Origin of the sequence: Psychrobacter sp. TAE2020 (genome assembly GCF_018919485.1) — a bacterium.
GTDB lineage: Bacteria > Pseudomonadota > Gammaproteobacteria > Pseudomonadales > Moraxellaceae > Psychrobacter.
Map to the genome: position 1 here is coordinate 1,309,196 of NZ_JAHLMU010000001.1, position 14,388 is coordinate 1,323,583.

A 14,388-nucleotide genomic window follows, 5' to 3' on the forward strand; every position below is an offset into this window, starting at 1 on the left:
GCTTCCTTTTAGTCCTTTGCTCTCCTATCTACCTGCTTAACCTTTCGCAAACTAATTACCATTCACTTTTAGTAGCTAAGCCTTTACTATAACTATATTTTAGTCGATTGAAATTGGATTGTCATAATGCGCAAACTGAGTAAGAAGTCTGCTATCAAATGGGGCATCATTGCCCTTATCCTAGTCGCCTTAGGGGCACTAGCATATAGCAAATTTAAACCCAAAGAAGAAACCCCCAATTACATCACCGCAACGGCTAAGCTAGGCGATGTCGAGAATAACGTCATGGCCTCAGGTAAGGTCAAGGCGTTAAATACCGTTGATGTAGGTGCTCAGGTATCTGGGGAAGTGACTAAGTTATATGTCAAAGTTGGCGATGAAGTCAAAAAAGGTGACTTGATTGCTCAGATTGATCAAGTGACGCAAAAAAACAACCTCTCCAATCAGCAAGCTTCGTTAGCGCAAAGCCGTGCAGGTCTGCAAAGTGCGCAGGCGGAATATGGCAGTCGTCAAGCCAGCCTAGATAGTGCTTATGCTGATCTTACTCGTAAGCAAGTGGCCCTCAAACAAGCCCGTGTGGACTTCGGCCGCTTAAAGTCTTTAGTAGCTATCGATGCTATTTCTCAGCAAGATTATGACTCTGCAGCAGTTAAAGTATCTTCTGCCGAAGCCGATGTCATCGTCGCTCAAGCGGCTATTGATAATGCTAAGGCCTCTTTAATCACCGCACAATCCAATATTGCTAGCGACCAAGCTGGACTACAGAAGTCACAAACAGACCTCGATACCGCCTCTGAAAACTTAGGCTATACTACTATTCGTGCCCCTATGGATGGTACGGTAGTGTCAGTGACTACTGAACAAGGTGCCACCGTCAACGCTAATCAGTCAACGCCGACTATAGTCACTTTAGCCGATTTATCAACTGTGCGTATCAATGCGCAAATATCTGAGGCTGATGTGATTAACGTACGAGCTGGCCTACCAGTTTATTTCAATACTATCGGCGATCCAGATCAAAAGTATGATGCGGTATTAACGGCTATCGAACCTGCTCCTGAAACTATTAGTACTACTAGTGCGGCAGACTCAGCGATTTATTATGTCGGCTATATTGAAGTGCCTAATCCTGATAAACGCTTCCGTATTGATATGACAGCGCAAGTCTTTGTGGTTATCAATCAAGCTAAAGATGCGCTATTAGTGCCCTCTTCAGCTTTACAAAAAACGCCAAGCATGAGCGATAATAGCTCAGGCAAGTCGAAGGATGCTAAAGGCAATAAGGCGCAAGCTCAACGCCCAAAAGGCCAAGAGGATAAGTCTGCTACTGCTAGTCGCAAAGGTACTAAGCAAGAAAACAATGCTCAACCAGAGGGCGCTCTAAGTAGCAAAAAGCGTTTTGTGCGCGTCCTTAATACTGATGGCAGTGTGGAAGATAAAGCCGTCACAGTCGGTATTGATAACCGAGTAGACGCCCAAATTTTAACTGGTTTACAAGTTGGGGATACCGTGATTATCGGCGAAGAAGGCCCAAGTAAAGGAGGCGCTGGAGGCCCCCGTCGTCGTCCAGCAGGTATGTAACCTGACTTGTGGATGACCACTCACCTTTGCCAGCTCCCTTACCGTGGCGACTGTTAACTGCTGTGTTAAATACTAAGTAGTAGCTGTCGCCGTCTGTAACGCTTTGATAAGAGATCGCTATGACCAGCCCTTCTTCGCCAATTCTTGCTCCGTCGGCAACAGATTCGTCTGTTAGCTTGGCAAAAACCGAACCTTCCAATCAGTTAAACAAGTCAGCTAACACTCACCCTCCTAAGGGTCAGCCGATTATGGAGCTGACGGGTATCATCAGAGAGTTTCCTGCCGGTGAGCAAAGAATTCGTGTATTGCATGATATCGATTTGACTATTTATCAGGGGGAAATGCTCGCTATCATCGGCCAATCGGGCTCAGGTAAGTCGACCCTGATGAATATCTTGGGCTGTTTGGATAAAGCCAATGCCGGACGTTACTTAATCTACGGCCAACCTGTCGAGCGCTTAGACGCTGATGATTTAGCCAAGCTACGCCGTGAGCATTTTGGCTTTATTTTTCAGCGCTATCATTTGCTAGGGGATATCAGTGCACGTGACAACGTTGCAGTACCTGCTGTATATGCCGGTATGGACGGTGAAGCTCGGACTGAACGTGCTGAGAGTCTGTTAGGGGATTTAGGGCTCGCTGACAAAGTAGCCAACCGTCCTAACCAGCTTTCTGGTGGTCAGCAGCAACGAGTTTCTATTGCTAGAGCTCTGATGAATGGCGGTGATGTCATTTTAGCTGATGAGCCTACAGGCGCCCTAGACAGCAAGTCTGGCGCTGATGTTATGCAGATTCTCAAAGAGCTTAATCGTCAAGGTCATACCATCATCATGGTAACTCATGATCCGAGTATCGCGGCGCAAGCAGAAAGAGTCATTGAGCTAAAAGATGGTCATATCATTGCCGATTATCACAATGAGGCTCATTTACAAGCTGATGCTGAACAGAAACCTGCCCCACCGAATATTTTAGCTAGCAATCAAAAAGGCCCGCTGGCTAGCTTCATCGATCGCCTGACCGAAGCCTTTAAGATGTCTTTATTAGCGATGCGAGCGCATAAGATGCGTACTGTCCTGACGATGCTAGGCATCATTATCGGTATTGCCTCTGTAGTTTCAGTAGTGGGCTTAGGTAAAGGCTCGCAACAGCAAATCTTATCTAATATTAGCTCTTTAGGTACTAATACTATCACGGTGACCGACGGCTATCCCTACGGCGACCCACGTCGCCAATATAATAACGATAGTCTCACGCCAGAAGATGCCAAAGCAGTTGGTGATCAACCTTACGTAGTCAGTGTTAGCCCACAGTTAGATACTAATACTAGTGTGCGCTACCGTAGTATTCAAGAGTCAGCTAGTGTCAGCGGGGTTGGCGAAGATTATCTAGCGGTGACTGGTGAGACCTTAGCCTCAGGACAAGGTTTCGATGAGCAAAGTATCAACCGCCGTACCCAAGATATTATTATCGATGACAATGCCAAAAATACTTTTTTTGCTGATACGCCAGATCCGATTGGTGAAGTGATGCTGATAGGCAATGTACCGGGACGAGTCATAGGGGTATTAGAAGCAAAAGATGCTGGTGGCTTTGGCATGTCTAGCGATGCGCCGACGATTTATATGCCTTATACCACTATGATGTCACGTATTAAGGGCACGGCTTACATCGATCGCTTCGTAGCTTTGATTGATACTGAGATTTCCTCAGCCGCGGCTGAAACCGCAATTACTAAGCTTATTGAAGGCCGTCATGGTGCCGATGATTTCCGAGTTCGTAACTCGGATTCTATTCGTCAGACTATTGAAGCCACTACCACCACTATGACCTTGCTGATTTCTTCCATTGCTATCATTTCATTGATCGTAGGCGGTATCGGGGTGATGAATATCATGTTGGTTTCTGTGACTGAGCGTACTAACGAGATTGGCGTGCGCATGGCAGTAGGTGCTCGTCAAAGCGATATCATGCAGCAGTTTTTGATTGAGGCGATACTAGTATGTATCTTAGGGGGCAGTCTTGGAGTATTTTTAGCCTTTATGATTGGTGAAGGCATCAATAGTCTTGGCTCTGATAGCTTTAAAGTTATCTATTCGCCAACTTCTATCATCGCTGCTTTTGTTTGTTCTACCTTAATCGGGGTAATTTTTGGCTTCTTACCCGCTCGTAACGCTGCTAGATTAGATCCTGTAGAGGCTTTGTCTAGAGATTAGGTGAATATACGCCCTTAAACCCGTCAAAATAGGTATAATTTGGCCTAGCAAAAAGTATATTTTAATAAATTAGCAGTTTTTACATAGAATTTACGATTTTTTGGGTCTATAGGGTTGTATTTATCTCAAGACTATATATAATGTGCTCTCACGTTTAGGGATAGAAATTATCTAAGCGTGGATAGGAAGTTCTATTGAAAGAATTTCAGTTGCACTTAAACAGAATTAATAGTTTGCATGCAATGTTTTTAGAAAATTCTCTTTAAGAGACTTTCTCTTGCGAAGCTAAAATTGCAGTGCAATTTTTATACGCAATAAGAACCAAATATTTCCCTTTAAGGAAATATTACTTGCAGAGCTAAAAAAGCAGTGCTTTTTTTATACGCTCTTCAGGACCGATAGCTCAGTTGGTAGAGCAGTTGACTTTTAATCAATTGGTCCCGCGTTCGAGTCGCGGTCGGTCCACCATTTTCAGTAGTATGCTTGTGAAGTATTTTACCCTACTCGGTATTAACTTAATAAGTTTAGTTTTAAGTAGTTTTCTTTTAAGAAAATTATTTTTGTATTCAAAGAGACATTATTATTTGAGTACAATTTTTTAATAAATTTCCCTTTAAGGAAATTTATCTTGCGAAGCTAAAATTGCAGTGCAATTTTTATACGCTTCTCAGGACCGATAGCTCAGTTGGTAGAGCAGTTGACTTTTAATCAATTGGTCCCGCGTTCGAGTCGCGGTCGGTCCACCATATTCCAAAAAGCCCAGTCATTATTTATAATGATTGGGCTTTTTTTATGCCTATAATTTCTGTGCTAGTAGTTGCTATCTCCTATCAGCGCTCAATGGGATAATTAATACTCGCTAAAATTACTCTTTTTGCCTCTTAGCTTATGCTTGATAGTATCTTTTACTGTACGCGGCTCTTTAGGGGCTTGTACGATAAGCATATCAAAAGTAGCGGCATCGATAGCCAGCTCACGCCCATGTGCCATCATTACCTTAGTAGGATTAAGATTTTTTATTTTTTGCAGGGAGTTAATATAAGCTTTGGGATCATAAATAGGAAATGGGGCGACGAACTTATGACGAAGCTTAATGATTAGATCAGCGGTATATACTTGTCGGGTGGGCAGATGAAACAACGACAAATCTCGATCAGTATGTCCGGGTGTTTCTAACACTTGCCAATCTTCAAACCTAGGAATGCGGTCCCCATCACTAACTTTTATATCAGCTTGCAAATGAGCGGAGTACCATAGTTTTTTAAAAGGACGATTTTGCCGATTGGCCACATAATGAGCTAAGCCAATATCTACTAAGTGCATCATTTGACCACCGATACCCGCATACCATTGTTTTGGTTTATCAGCGGATACTACTAGGCAGCCTGTCGCCTCTCGCAACTTGTGAGCACCCCCAGCATGATCTGGATGCATGTGAGTAACCATAACTACTTTTAGATCACTTATAGGACGCTGTAGAGTGTTTTTGATGTAGCGTAATACTATCGGCACATCAGCACGACAGCAACCATCAAGTAATAGCAGCTTATCTGGGTATATGGCCAAATAACTACTTTGGATATACCCGTCTATACGAATAATATTACTTAAAGTCATAAATATTTCCTGACGTAATATCTGTCATTATTTTATTAAAATTAGGGGGTGTTAAACCATTGATCACAGCATTAATATCTTTTTAGCAGAGACTATTTTTAGTCTAATAATTTTAAAATGGCAGCAAAAAAGCTCTGTAGTATAGTGTGGCTAATGGCCTAGTTTTAGCGCCGTAGTACAAAAAAGCAGTCCTGTTGTTGGTCACTGCTAGGAAGTTTTACTGCTGAGCTTAAGGAGTAGAAGGTAGAAAATCTAGTCGCTGAGCCTAATAAACAAGTCTCTACACTATTTATAATTTCAATCTGGTTTGCAATACAGCTTTGAATAATTGCCAACAGTCTTCTCTGCTAATAAGAATTTAACATGCTCTAAGTATAGCCTTGCTACAGTCAAAATAGATTATTCTCAGTGAACGCTTGTGTTTATATTTTTTTAATTAATCTATACTTTTATCTGTGTTGCTATATATCTATACGCTTAACAGCAAAAACCCAGCACTTAGGCTGGGTTTCTAGGGTCTAAAACCAAAGTAAATTAATAGCAATTAACAATTGCTATTAATAATCGATAACCATTAAGCCAAGTCACGAACTTTTGGCTCACGCTCCCATAAACGCGATTTAGCGTTTTCGATAAAGCCCTCTAGATCAGATAATGGCGTAACAAAAGCATCTTTTTCAATCGGTAATTTACTTAAGATGAATTCGTCAGTCGCCCCGCAATAAGCGATAGCTTTACAATGCACATAGGCATCGGTAAACCAATCTAATGCTGAGCTGTCTTTAGCCAGCTTTTTAGCTTGCTCTGGCATGATGATACTAACGACGGCATCAAATAGCACCGATGGACCACCAGCTAGACGCTCATCAGCTTGGATACGAGTACCATCATCTAATAGCACTTCTTTATTCGGAGCGACGATCTTCACGCTAGCGCCCTGCTCTTTGGCCGCATTTTCAAACTTTTGAATTTCGCTATGCTTGGAGCCATCAGCAACTAAGATACCGACTAAACGTCCTTTTAAGCTCTTAGGCGTACGGCCGATAGTTTGTAGTGGCTCAGAAGTAGCCATATCAACTATAGCTGCTGCTGGCTCAGCGGCTTCAGGTAATTTCATCCCTAGCGCTGTCGCCACACGCTTGGCTAAATCTTCATCGATATTGAGCAAGTGACTCAAAGTACGTACCCGAACATGAGCCGTATCTACTTTACCTAGCTCAAACGCATAAGCAGAAGCGATGTGGGCTTGTTCTATAGCGGTCTGACTACGATAGAACATGCGAGGCTGACTATAATGATCAGCAAAGCTCTCAGCGCGTACACGACCTTTAACCCCATCGTCCATTTTTTCATGGAACGACTCAAAGCCTTTTTTCACACTTTCACGCGGTCTAGTAGGGTCTAAGCTTTGCGGTTCATAAAGAACTCGAGTCTTAGGAACCTGCATCTGCATATGACCATCTTGCTGATTATTAGCAAACGGACATTTTGGCGCATTGATTGGAATCTGCGCAAAGTTTGGTGAGCCAAGACGAGATAACTGAGTATCTAGATAGCTGAACAAACGCCCTTGCAGCAGTGGATCATTACTGAAGTCGATACCAGGTGGTACGTGTGATAAGCAGTACGCCACTTGCTCAGTTTCAGCAAAGAAGTTATCTACATTGCGATTCAATACCATTTTACCGACGATTTTAACGGGTACCATTTCTTCTGGAATCAGCTTAGTCGCGTCTAAATGATCAAATGGAAACTCGTTAGCTTGCTCTTCTGAGAACAGCTGAACGCCGAATTCCCACTCTGGATAATCGCCACCATCAATCGCTTCAAACAAGTCACGACGATGATAATCAGGATCGGCTCCAGATATTTTTACGGCTTCATCCCAAGTCGTTGACTGTACGCCTAGTACTGGTTTCCAATGAAAACGAACAAAGGTACTTTTGCCATCCTTATTAATCAAACGATAACTATGAATACCAAAGCCTTCCATCATTCTCAAGCTACGGGGTAAACCACGATCACTCATGAGCCAAATCACGTTGTGCATAGTTTCAGGACTTAGTGACACAAAGTCCCAAAAAGTATCGTGGGCAGAGGCCGCTTGCGGAAAGCCACGATCAGGTTCAGGTTTTACCGCATGAACTAAATCTGGAAACTTCATCGCATCTTGGATAAAGAAGATTGGCATGTTATTACCAACGATATCCCAGTTACCCTCTTCGGTATAGACTTTTACCGCAAAACCACGGACATCACGTGGAGTGTCTTTTGAGCCTTTGTTACCAGCCACAGTAGAGAAACGTGTAAACAAAGGGGTTTGCTTACCAGTCTCAGTCAATATCTTAGCAGTAGTATATTCTTCTAGCGATTCAGTTAATTCAAAATAACCGTGGGCAGCACTACCACGTGCATGAACCACACGCTCAGGAATACGCTCATGATCAAAATGATTAATCTTTTCACGCAACACAAAATCTTCTAATAAAGTCGGTCCCCGACTTCCTACTTTAAGAGAGTTTTGATTATCAGATATAACTACACCTTGTTGGGTGGTCAAAGCCTTAGTATCGTCACCAGCACGCTGATGGGTTTCACCCCCATTACCACGTGTTGGATTCATATCTTTGGCGGGGTCGGTATGATCAATATTACTTTTCATAATCCATCCTAGCTAGTTATCGAAAGTGAACACTAAAAATATTACTAGACAATAGTACCTAAAAACATTGATTCAATCATGGCTATCCTTGTTGATTTTTAGTTAACTTTTGCACTCTACCCAAACTCCTTTCTTAGTTTTTCTAGGTCATGTTATGATTAATAATAGCTGCTGTTAGGGTAGTTATTGTTTACTATAAATCATGCTAGCCCATCAGCAGTATTTATAATATTTGCTCTCAATCGATACGACTTTTAGTTAAAACTTATTCACTTAAACGATGAGGCTACTTATGTTATTCACTTCAGTCAATGTCCCGATCACCCCTTACCGCTCTTTGCTGCTATGCTCTTGTTTAGCGGCAATGGGATTAATGGTTAGCCAAACAGCCAGTGCTATTACTACTAAAGACATTAGCTATACGGTAGATAATATGCCTTATCAAGGCTATTACGCCAAAGCAGATAAACCTAATGCGCCTTTTATTCTACTGATACATGATTGGGATGGGGTTACCGACTATGAGCGTAAACGGGCAGATATGCTCGCCAGTCAAGGCTACAATGTATTAGCAGCTGATATGTTTGGCGCTGGCATTCGTCCGACTCAAATGCAAGACAAGATACGACTCACCTCGGATTTATATAAAGACCGTAATAAAATGCGCCGCTTACTTACCGGAGCACTAAACGTAGGGCAACAACAAGGTAATAACGTGCAGCAAGGGGTGACCATGGGCTACTGTTTCGGTGGTACTGTTGCCTTAGAGTTGGCGCGTTCGGGATTCCCCCAAAAGGCTTTTGTCCCTTTCCATGGTGCCTTTGATATTCCAGCAGGTCAGAACTATGATAATACTACTGGAGAGATTTTAGTTTTTCATGGTACAGCGGATGAAGCAGTATCTCTTGAGAGCTTTACTATGCTGGGCAAGACTTTAGAAGCCGCCAAAGTACCGCATGAGATGGTGACATATAGCGGCGCTAAACATGCTTATACAGTTTTTGATACGGCTAGTTATGATGCGCGTGCCGATCAGCGCTCTTGGAAACGCTATCTGGACTTTTTGGCAGAAGAGTATAAATAAGGGCGATAATTAGCAGCCTTACGATTTTAAAACCTTAACGTTAAAGCATTATAAATAAGCTCGAATCACCAGATATCTCAATTTAGATCTTATCAGGGTCGATTGAGATATTTTTTTATCTTAAAGCGTTGATAACTGAATCTGATAACTGAGAATGTTATTGTTTTTGAAACACTAATAATTGATTATTAGCAGGCATCTGATAGCTAGTTTGCAGTTTTAAACCGTGCATAATCGCTAGAGCTACAACCTTTTCTTTATCACGAATACCGCTATCAGCATTGCCTTGTCGTAGCATAGCGTCGAAATGCTGATTGCCAACACTAGTGTAATAACCAGCTTCATTATAGGGACCATAAACGATAAGCTTGCCATCGGTAGCTAATGACTCGCCTACTAATCTGAACAACTGCTCAACTAGTGCCCAGCTAATAATGTGTAAGGTATTAGCAGTGAATACTGCATCGTAAGCTATAGTATCAATAGGACTATTAGGAAAAGCATCACTGGCCAAATCAAAAGCTAAGGGCCCCTGTAAATTAGAGGCAGGATGAGCGGCGTGCCAAGCGTTAATAGCCCAATGGTTAGCTCTAACATCGCTGGTTTGCCACTGTAGATGAGCTAGATTTGGCGCAAAATAGACGCTATGTTGACCAGTCCCTGACCCTATCTCTAATACTTGCTGGGTATCTTGCAGCTCTTTTTGCAGAACCTCTAAAATAGGCTGTTTATTATTCTCACAAGCTCGTGATAATGGCAGATTGGCTGTTATCTCTACACTAGATTGCGCTGATTTATCTGCGTTCATAACAACCTCTGATAACTGACCCTAATAATTACTCTCAAAAATAAAGCTTATAAAATAGGTCTAGTAAATACCGGCTTCTAGTCCAGCCGCCAAAGTCATGGCTAACTCTTCGACTTGCTCAGCGAAGCCTTCTTGCCATTCTCCTTGTAGGATCAACGGCTCCTGTACATAGTTCCAGCGTAGACCAGTAATGATAGTCTGCATAGCACGTTTGGTCCCTGTGCCATCATGACCAGCACGGATATACAAGGCAAAAGGCATGCCTTGCTTTTTCTCTAACACCGGATAGTAGCAACGATCAAAAAAGTCTTTGGTCAGTCCTGCCATATAAGCTAAGTTCTCAGTAGTCCCCAATAACAAGGCATCAGCGGCTAACACATCTTCCGGCTGCGTATCTTGTGGTGACTTTAGCACCACTTTGATATCAATATCCGGATGATTAGCGCCTTTATAAGCGGCTTGCGCTAGCTTCTGAGTATTCTCTGATGGCGCGTGAGCAACGATAAGTAGCGTTTTGACGGACATACTAAGATTTATTACCACTGCTAAAAACTAAGTTTTGGGTAATATCAGGATGTAGGCTGTTAGCCATTGGACAAGTTAGAGCAGTTCGATAAAATATGGTTAATGTCTTTTCATCTAGCTCTTGTAGAAAAGTCATCACTATGTGTATTTCACTAACTCGCCTTGGATCAGCAGCCATTACTTTAGTCACTTCAGCAGTAGTGCCAGTGACATCAATGCCCATATCAGCAGCTTTGATACCGATAATAGTCAGCATACAGCTGGCTAAACTAGTCGCTAAAAGATCTGTTGGCGAAAACGCTTCACCTTTGCCATGATTATCTGTCGGTGCATCAGTAATGATTTCGTTATTTGATTGCAGGTGAATAGCTTGAGTACGCAATTGACCTTGGTAGGTTACTTTTGAGGTTGTCATATTTTCCCTTTTATAATTCTGTTCGATATTCATAATGTATTTGCACCTTTCAATGCCCATATAATTACATCATCTCTTTTAAACTGAGGTTACCGCCCTAATTCGAAATTAGGGCAGATGAAGAACACGAATTTTAGTTTGGCATTAGTCTCTAATACCTTATTTATATCTTTCTTAAGCTTCTGATTGTTTGTGGGAGCCACTGCAGCAAATACTTCAGCAGCTAACTCACCACATTCTGATTCAATATCTGAACCTGAAGCAGTTCCAAGATTAAGTCTGAATGGAGCTAATTTGGGGTATTCAGTAAATAGAATTTCCAGTTCATAAAATGATGACAAATACGTAAAAGATTGATTAATTTGTTCGACTATATTCAGTTCACGCTTAGAATCTAAAAGATTAAAACCTATACCGCCAAACTTCATTTTTGAAAAGAGCATTTTGAAGAGTTTGAATTAATCTCAGAGCTAATTTGTAATAAAGCCTCATCCATTGACTCGTACAATTTCTGCTCAAGTTGTTCGAGCTCATTGATGTCGTTTACTATAAAAGACTTAACCATACACTTCCTTTAAAATATAACACTTCACTAAATTATCAGCTAACAACTAATTATTATCAATTAAGTGCAGTTTTCAAATTTTGGCACGAATTAGCTAGGTCTTTATTGTCTTGGAAGGGTGCAATAAGTCTGCTAAGACGACGTGAAATTTCATTCAATAGATCTCTTAATTCAGAAAAAATTAATTCAAAGTCAAGTTTATCTAGTCGCTGCGCTATTTCGGTTAATTCAATGGTTATTGTTTGAATTTTGACTGTTTTCCCAGCTCCCAATGCGGCTTTTTTGCGGCTCTAGCTTCACGATGTGCCATTATAGAGAAAAGTACACCTATCACACTCAATATTGTAGAAATCCAAAATTCAGCTTGGATATAGAACGGATTCTAAGAACTCACCATTCCTACAATATTCACTAGCTCTCCTTCAGTCAAAAAACTTCTGCATTTATAAGCTAATAAAAAGCAACTCGCTTTTATCATAAGCATAAGTATATTGCATGAATATAGCAAGAGTATTGCTATTAAAGGCTGCAGTAAATAGTACTGGAAGCAACCCCACGAACGGAAGAAAACCCCCAACGAATTTACGTTGGGGGTTTATCTAGAAAAGACAGCTGACAACAACTTACTCTCACAGGGGCAAACCCATATCACTATTAGCGCAACGATGTTTCACTTCTAAGTTCTAGAAAGGATAACATGATATTGTCATCAGTAAAAGGATTAGATATAAGTCTGTTTTTATTATCTTTAACTTAAACTTTAGGTTTAAATCGACCAACTATAACCTAACTAAATCAAGGGTAAAGGTGATACCTAAATACTAGATTATTAACTGCAATGATCAAAATCTAAAATAAATCCGATTTGTAAAATAAACAGATAAAAGTTGACTGATAAGGGTTTATATTCTTATAACCATATATTATAATCAAATCTTCACACCATGAAACACATGACGAAAATATTTAAAAGGCTATAACTAATGAATATTCATGATCTTTCTGAGTATCAACTATATAAACTAAAGTCTATAGACCCAACGCTTAGCTCAGATTGGTTAGAAGTCATTAGGGATATTCTTCCTAAGCTAAATAAAGAAGGTCAAATTAGCGTTTATAAGAATATCTTAAAACCACGAGGTATCTACATAGAAGCGGATAGGAAGCCAATATTTAATCGACCTAACACCTTAGCATTAACCATAAAAAATGTGCAGACTAAAAATAAAAACCTAGTGTCTATAGCCCTGCATATGGCAAAAATAATTGATCCACAAGTTACCCAATATAATGCTATAGAACTGGCAGATAAAATTGAGGCCATATTAGGTTACTTAGATAATTTAGAAGTCAACGACTTGCTGCAAGATCAAAAGAACCGTCAAAAGATACGAGTAGCCTTTTTATACGATTTAGCATTATGGATCGATAATATTAGTTTAGATATAGATGCTGGCATACGTAATATTGACGTTGATTTAGTCAAATCGTATTTCAAAGAAGTTTTTATTAAACAGCAAATTCAGGGTCGAGATTTTCGTAATTGGGATTCTTCTGATCTAAGTTTTCAAGAAACTAGTTACTTGCCACCTTTTATCAAGCAACAAGGCACAGAAAGAAAGTTTTTGATTGTCGAAGGACAGCACTATTGGTATCTGATTGGCACTGCTAATAAGATGGAAAACAACCCCTACTCCTTTCGACGCTTTCTGTATGAAGATCGTAGTGGTAGTAGCAATAATTATATTTACTTAACTCATATTGTTCTAAAAAAAGACAGTATGCATAATTCAGATTATCTAGCACATGCTTCTTACTGTATGAGCAGACTTTATACGCTTGATAGAGGGGTTTCAGATAATCTTCTAAAGTTTATGCAGCAAATTCAGCAATTGTATCAAAACTATCTTCGACCCCTACTTAAAAAACCACTACAACCAGACGGCAGTGATCCTGAGTTAATAATAAAAGATCGAATGATCGAGTATGAAAGACAACTGTCAATTTTAATACTACAAAAGCTGCCCAACATCATTCAAAAAACCTCTAATGATTTAAATGACCAAGACTATTTATTCTATCATTTAGACCGACTGATGAAACAGATGAGTGAGAATATTCAGGATTTTAGACTACAGCCTTTATCTATGTACTCTGCTAGCAGCGAAATAATGCTAGTAAAACTCATTACTCTAAGAAGATTACTAAATAAATCACGTGATTTATTTTATGACGGGCAGCTACGCTTAGATGATGATTGTCAAGTTATGGGCAAATCTTTGCTGACTGTTAAGCAACAGTTGGATGAAACGGAAGTCTCTATGGAAAAACTACAATTGTTTAAAAATGAAATCGATAAACACTATTATCTGCAAGAAAACGGCAGCTTTTGGCAAAAAATAAAACTAGGTAAGGCTCCTGAGTATTCATTAGCAGAAATTGATCAAATGAAACTATCTATACACGAAGACCTTTTTATATCCATAGTTCGTCTAGCCAAAACAGAGAAGAGCAGCATGGTCTATACAGAATTTGAGTGCAATGAAATAATAAATGAAAATTATAGGCATTATGCTTTAGCAGATGGCAAACTAGGAATTAGTACCCTACCACGAATACTCCGCTTAAATGAAGATAGAAGTAAGTTTAGCATTAAACTAATAAGAGAAGCGCTTTACGAAGACATATTTAAATCTGGTCAACAATGGAGTACTAACTTCTAATATAGTCAGTTAAAATATCTAAAAAGACAAAAGAAAAGCCCCCTGTACATTAGTACAGGGGGCTAGTCAGAATAGAGAGCTGACGATGACCTACTCTCACATGGCCGGAGCCACACTACCATTGGCGCAATGATGTTTCACTTCTGAGTTCGAGAAGGGATCAGGTGGGGCCATCATGCTATTGTCGTCAGCAAA

The 14,388-nt window shown here is 40.5% G+C and carries 10 protein-coding genes, 2 tRNA genes and 1 rRNA gene; 6 read left to right on the top strand and 7 right to left on the bottom strand.

The genetic code is table 11. The features are described 5' to 3' along the window. Positions 1-126: 126 nt before the first annotated feature. From KPY62_RS05185 to KPY62_RS05200, 4 genes are all read left to right on the top strand, one after another. Positions 127-1,581, top strand: coding sequence for an efflux RND transporter periplasmic adaptor subunit (locus KPY62_RS05185; protein WP_216581112.1), 1,455 nt, complete (start codon positions 127-129; stop codon positions 1,579-1,581). Positions 1,582-1,829: 248 nt separating this feature from the next. Further along, the gene (locus tag KPY62_RS05190) at positions 1,830-3,794 is read left to right on the top strand and encodes a MacB family efflux pump subunit (RefSeq protein ID WP_216583152.1); all 1,965 of its coding nucleotides are present in this window, start codon (positions 1,830-1,832) and stop codon (positions 3,792-3,794) included. 392 nt (positions 3,795-4,186) lie between these two features. Beyond that, positions 4,187-4,262: transfer RNA gene (locus tag KPY62_RS05195), tRNA-Lys, on the top strand. Between the two features lie 202 nt (positions 4,263-4,464). Continuing rightward, a tRNA-Lys gene (locus KPY62_RS05200) sits at positions 4,465-4,540 on the top strand. A 103-nt stretch (positions 4,541-4,643) separates the two neighbouring features. Here KPY62_RS05200 and KPY62_RS05205 read toward each other — a convergent pair. Then, positions 4,644-5,411 carry an MBL fold metallo-hydrolase gene (locus KPY62_RS05205; RefSeq protein ID WP_216581113.1) on the bottom strand — a complete coding sequence of 256 codons (768 nt, stop codon included), beginning with the start codon at positions 5,409-5,411 and terminating at the stop codon, positions 4,644-4,646. A gap of 574 nt (positions 5,412-5,985) precedes the next feature. Continuing rightward, on the bottom strand, positions 5,986-8,073 hold the full coding sequence (locus KPY62_RS05210; protein ID WP_216581114.1) for a catalase: 2,088 nt from the start codon (positions 8,071-8,073) through the stop codon (positions 5,986-5,988). A 292-nt stretch (positions 8,074-8,365) separates the two neighbouring features. Between KPY62_RS05210 and KPY62_RS05215 the strand changes: the two genes are divergently transcribed. Beyond that, the gene (locus tag KPY62_RS05215) at positions 8,366-9,157 is read left to right on the top strand and encodes a dienelactone hydrolase family protein (protein WP_216581115.1); all 792 of its coding nucleotides are present in this window, start codon (positions 8,366-8,368) and stop codon (positions 9,155-9,157) included. 157 nt (positions 9,158-9,314) lie between these two features. Here KPY62_RS05215 and KPY62_RS05220 read toward each other — a convergent pair whose 3' ends face one another. From KPY62_RS05220 to KPY62_RS05235, 4 genes are all read right to left on the bottom strand, one after another. Next, entirely contained in the window at positions 9,315-9,965 is a 651-nt protein-coding gene (locus KPY62_RS05220) for a DUF938 domain-containing protein (RefSeq protein WP_216581116.1), read from the bottom strand. A gap of 60 nt (positions 9,966-10,025) precedes the next feature. Beyond that, the gene (locus KPY62_RS05225) at positions 10,026-10,490 is read right to left on the bottom strand and encodes a flavodoxin family protein (RefSeq protein WP_216581117.1); all 465 of its coding nucleotides are present in this window, start codon (positions 10,488-10,490) and stop codon (positions 10,026-10,028) included. A gap of 1 nt (position 10,491) precedes the next feature. Next, positions 10,492-10,905, bottom strand: a complete 414-nt coding sequence (locus KPY62_RS05230; protein WP_216581118.1) for an OsmC family protein — start codon at positions 10,903-10,905, stop codon at positions 10,492-10,494. Positions 10,906-10,994: 89 nt separating this feature from the next. Then, complete coding sequence (locus KPY62_RS05235) at positions 10,995-11,333, bottom strand: hypothetical protein (protein ID WP_216581119.1); 339 nt, start codon at positions 11,331-11,333, stop codon at positions 10,995-10,997. A 1,120-nt stretch (positions 11,334-12,453) separates the two neighbouring features. On the opposite strand from KPY62_RS05235, the gene KPY62_RS05240 reads away from it, so the two are divergent. Further along, positions 12,454-14,193 carry a hypothetical protein gene (locus KPY62_RS05240; RefSeq protein WP_216581120.1) on the top strand — a complete coding sequence of 580 codons (1,740 nt, stop codon included), beginning with the start codon at positions 12,454-12,456 and terminating at the stop codon, positions 14,191-14,193. A 77-nt stretch (positions 14,194-14,270) separates the two neighbouring features. On the opposite strand, the gene rrf is transcribed toward KPY62_RS05240, so the two are convergent. Further along, positions 14,271-14,385, bottom strand: a 5S ribosomal RNA gene (rrf, locus tag KPY62_RS05245). Positions 14,386-14,388 lie beyond the last annotated feature (3 nt).

Bases quoted from the DNA above. Each gene is read 5' to 3' on its own strand.
- KPY62_RS05215 (WP_216581115.1), top strand. From the start codon at position 8,366: ATGTTATTCACTTCAGTCAATGTCCCGATCACCCCTTACCGCTCTTTG.
- KPY62_RS05190 (WP_216583152.1), top strand. From the start codon at position 1,830: ATGGAGCTGACGGGTATCATCAGAGAGTTTCCTGCCGGTGAGCAAAGA.
- KPY62_RS05205 (WP_216581113.1), bottom strand. From the start codon at position 5,411: ATGACTTTAAGTAATATTATTCGTATAGACGGGTATATCCAAAGTAGT.
- KPY62_RS05210 (WP_216581114.1), bottom strand. From the start codon at position 8,073: ATGAAAAGTAATATTGATCATACCGACCCCGCCAAAGATATGAATCCA.
- KPY62_RS05230 (WP_216581118.1), bottom strand. From the start codon at position 10,905: ATGACAACCTCAAAAGTAACCTACCAAGGTCAATTGCGTACTCAAGCT.
- KPY62_RS05235 (WP_216581119.1), bottom strand. From the start codon at position 11,333: ATGAAGTTTGGCGGTATAGGTTTTAATCTTTTAGATTCTAAGCGTGAA.
- KPY62_RS05225 (WP_216581117.1), bottom strand. From the start codon at position 10,490: ATGTCCGTCAAAACGCTACTTATCGTTGCTCACGCGCCATCAGAGAAT.
- KPY62_RS05220 (WP_216581116.1), bottom strand. From the start codon at position 9,965: ATGAACGCAGATAAATCAGCGCAATCTAGTGTAGAGATAACAGCCAAT.
- KPY62_RS05185 (WP_216581112.1), top strand. From the start codon at position 127: ATGCGCAAACTGAGTAAGAAGTCTGCTATCAAATGGGGCATCATTGCC.
- KPY62_RS05240 (WP_216581120.1), top strand. From the start codon at position 12,454: ATGAATATTCATGATCTTTCTGAGTATCAACTATATAAACTAAAGTCT.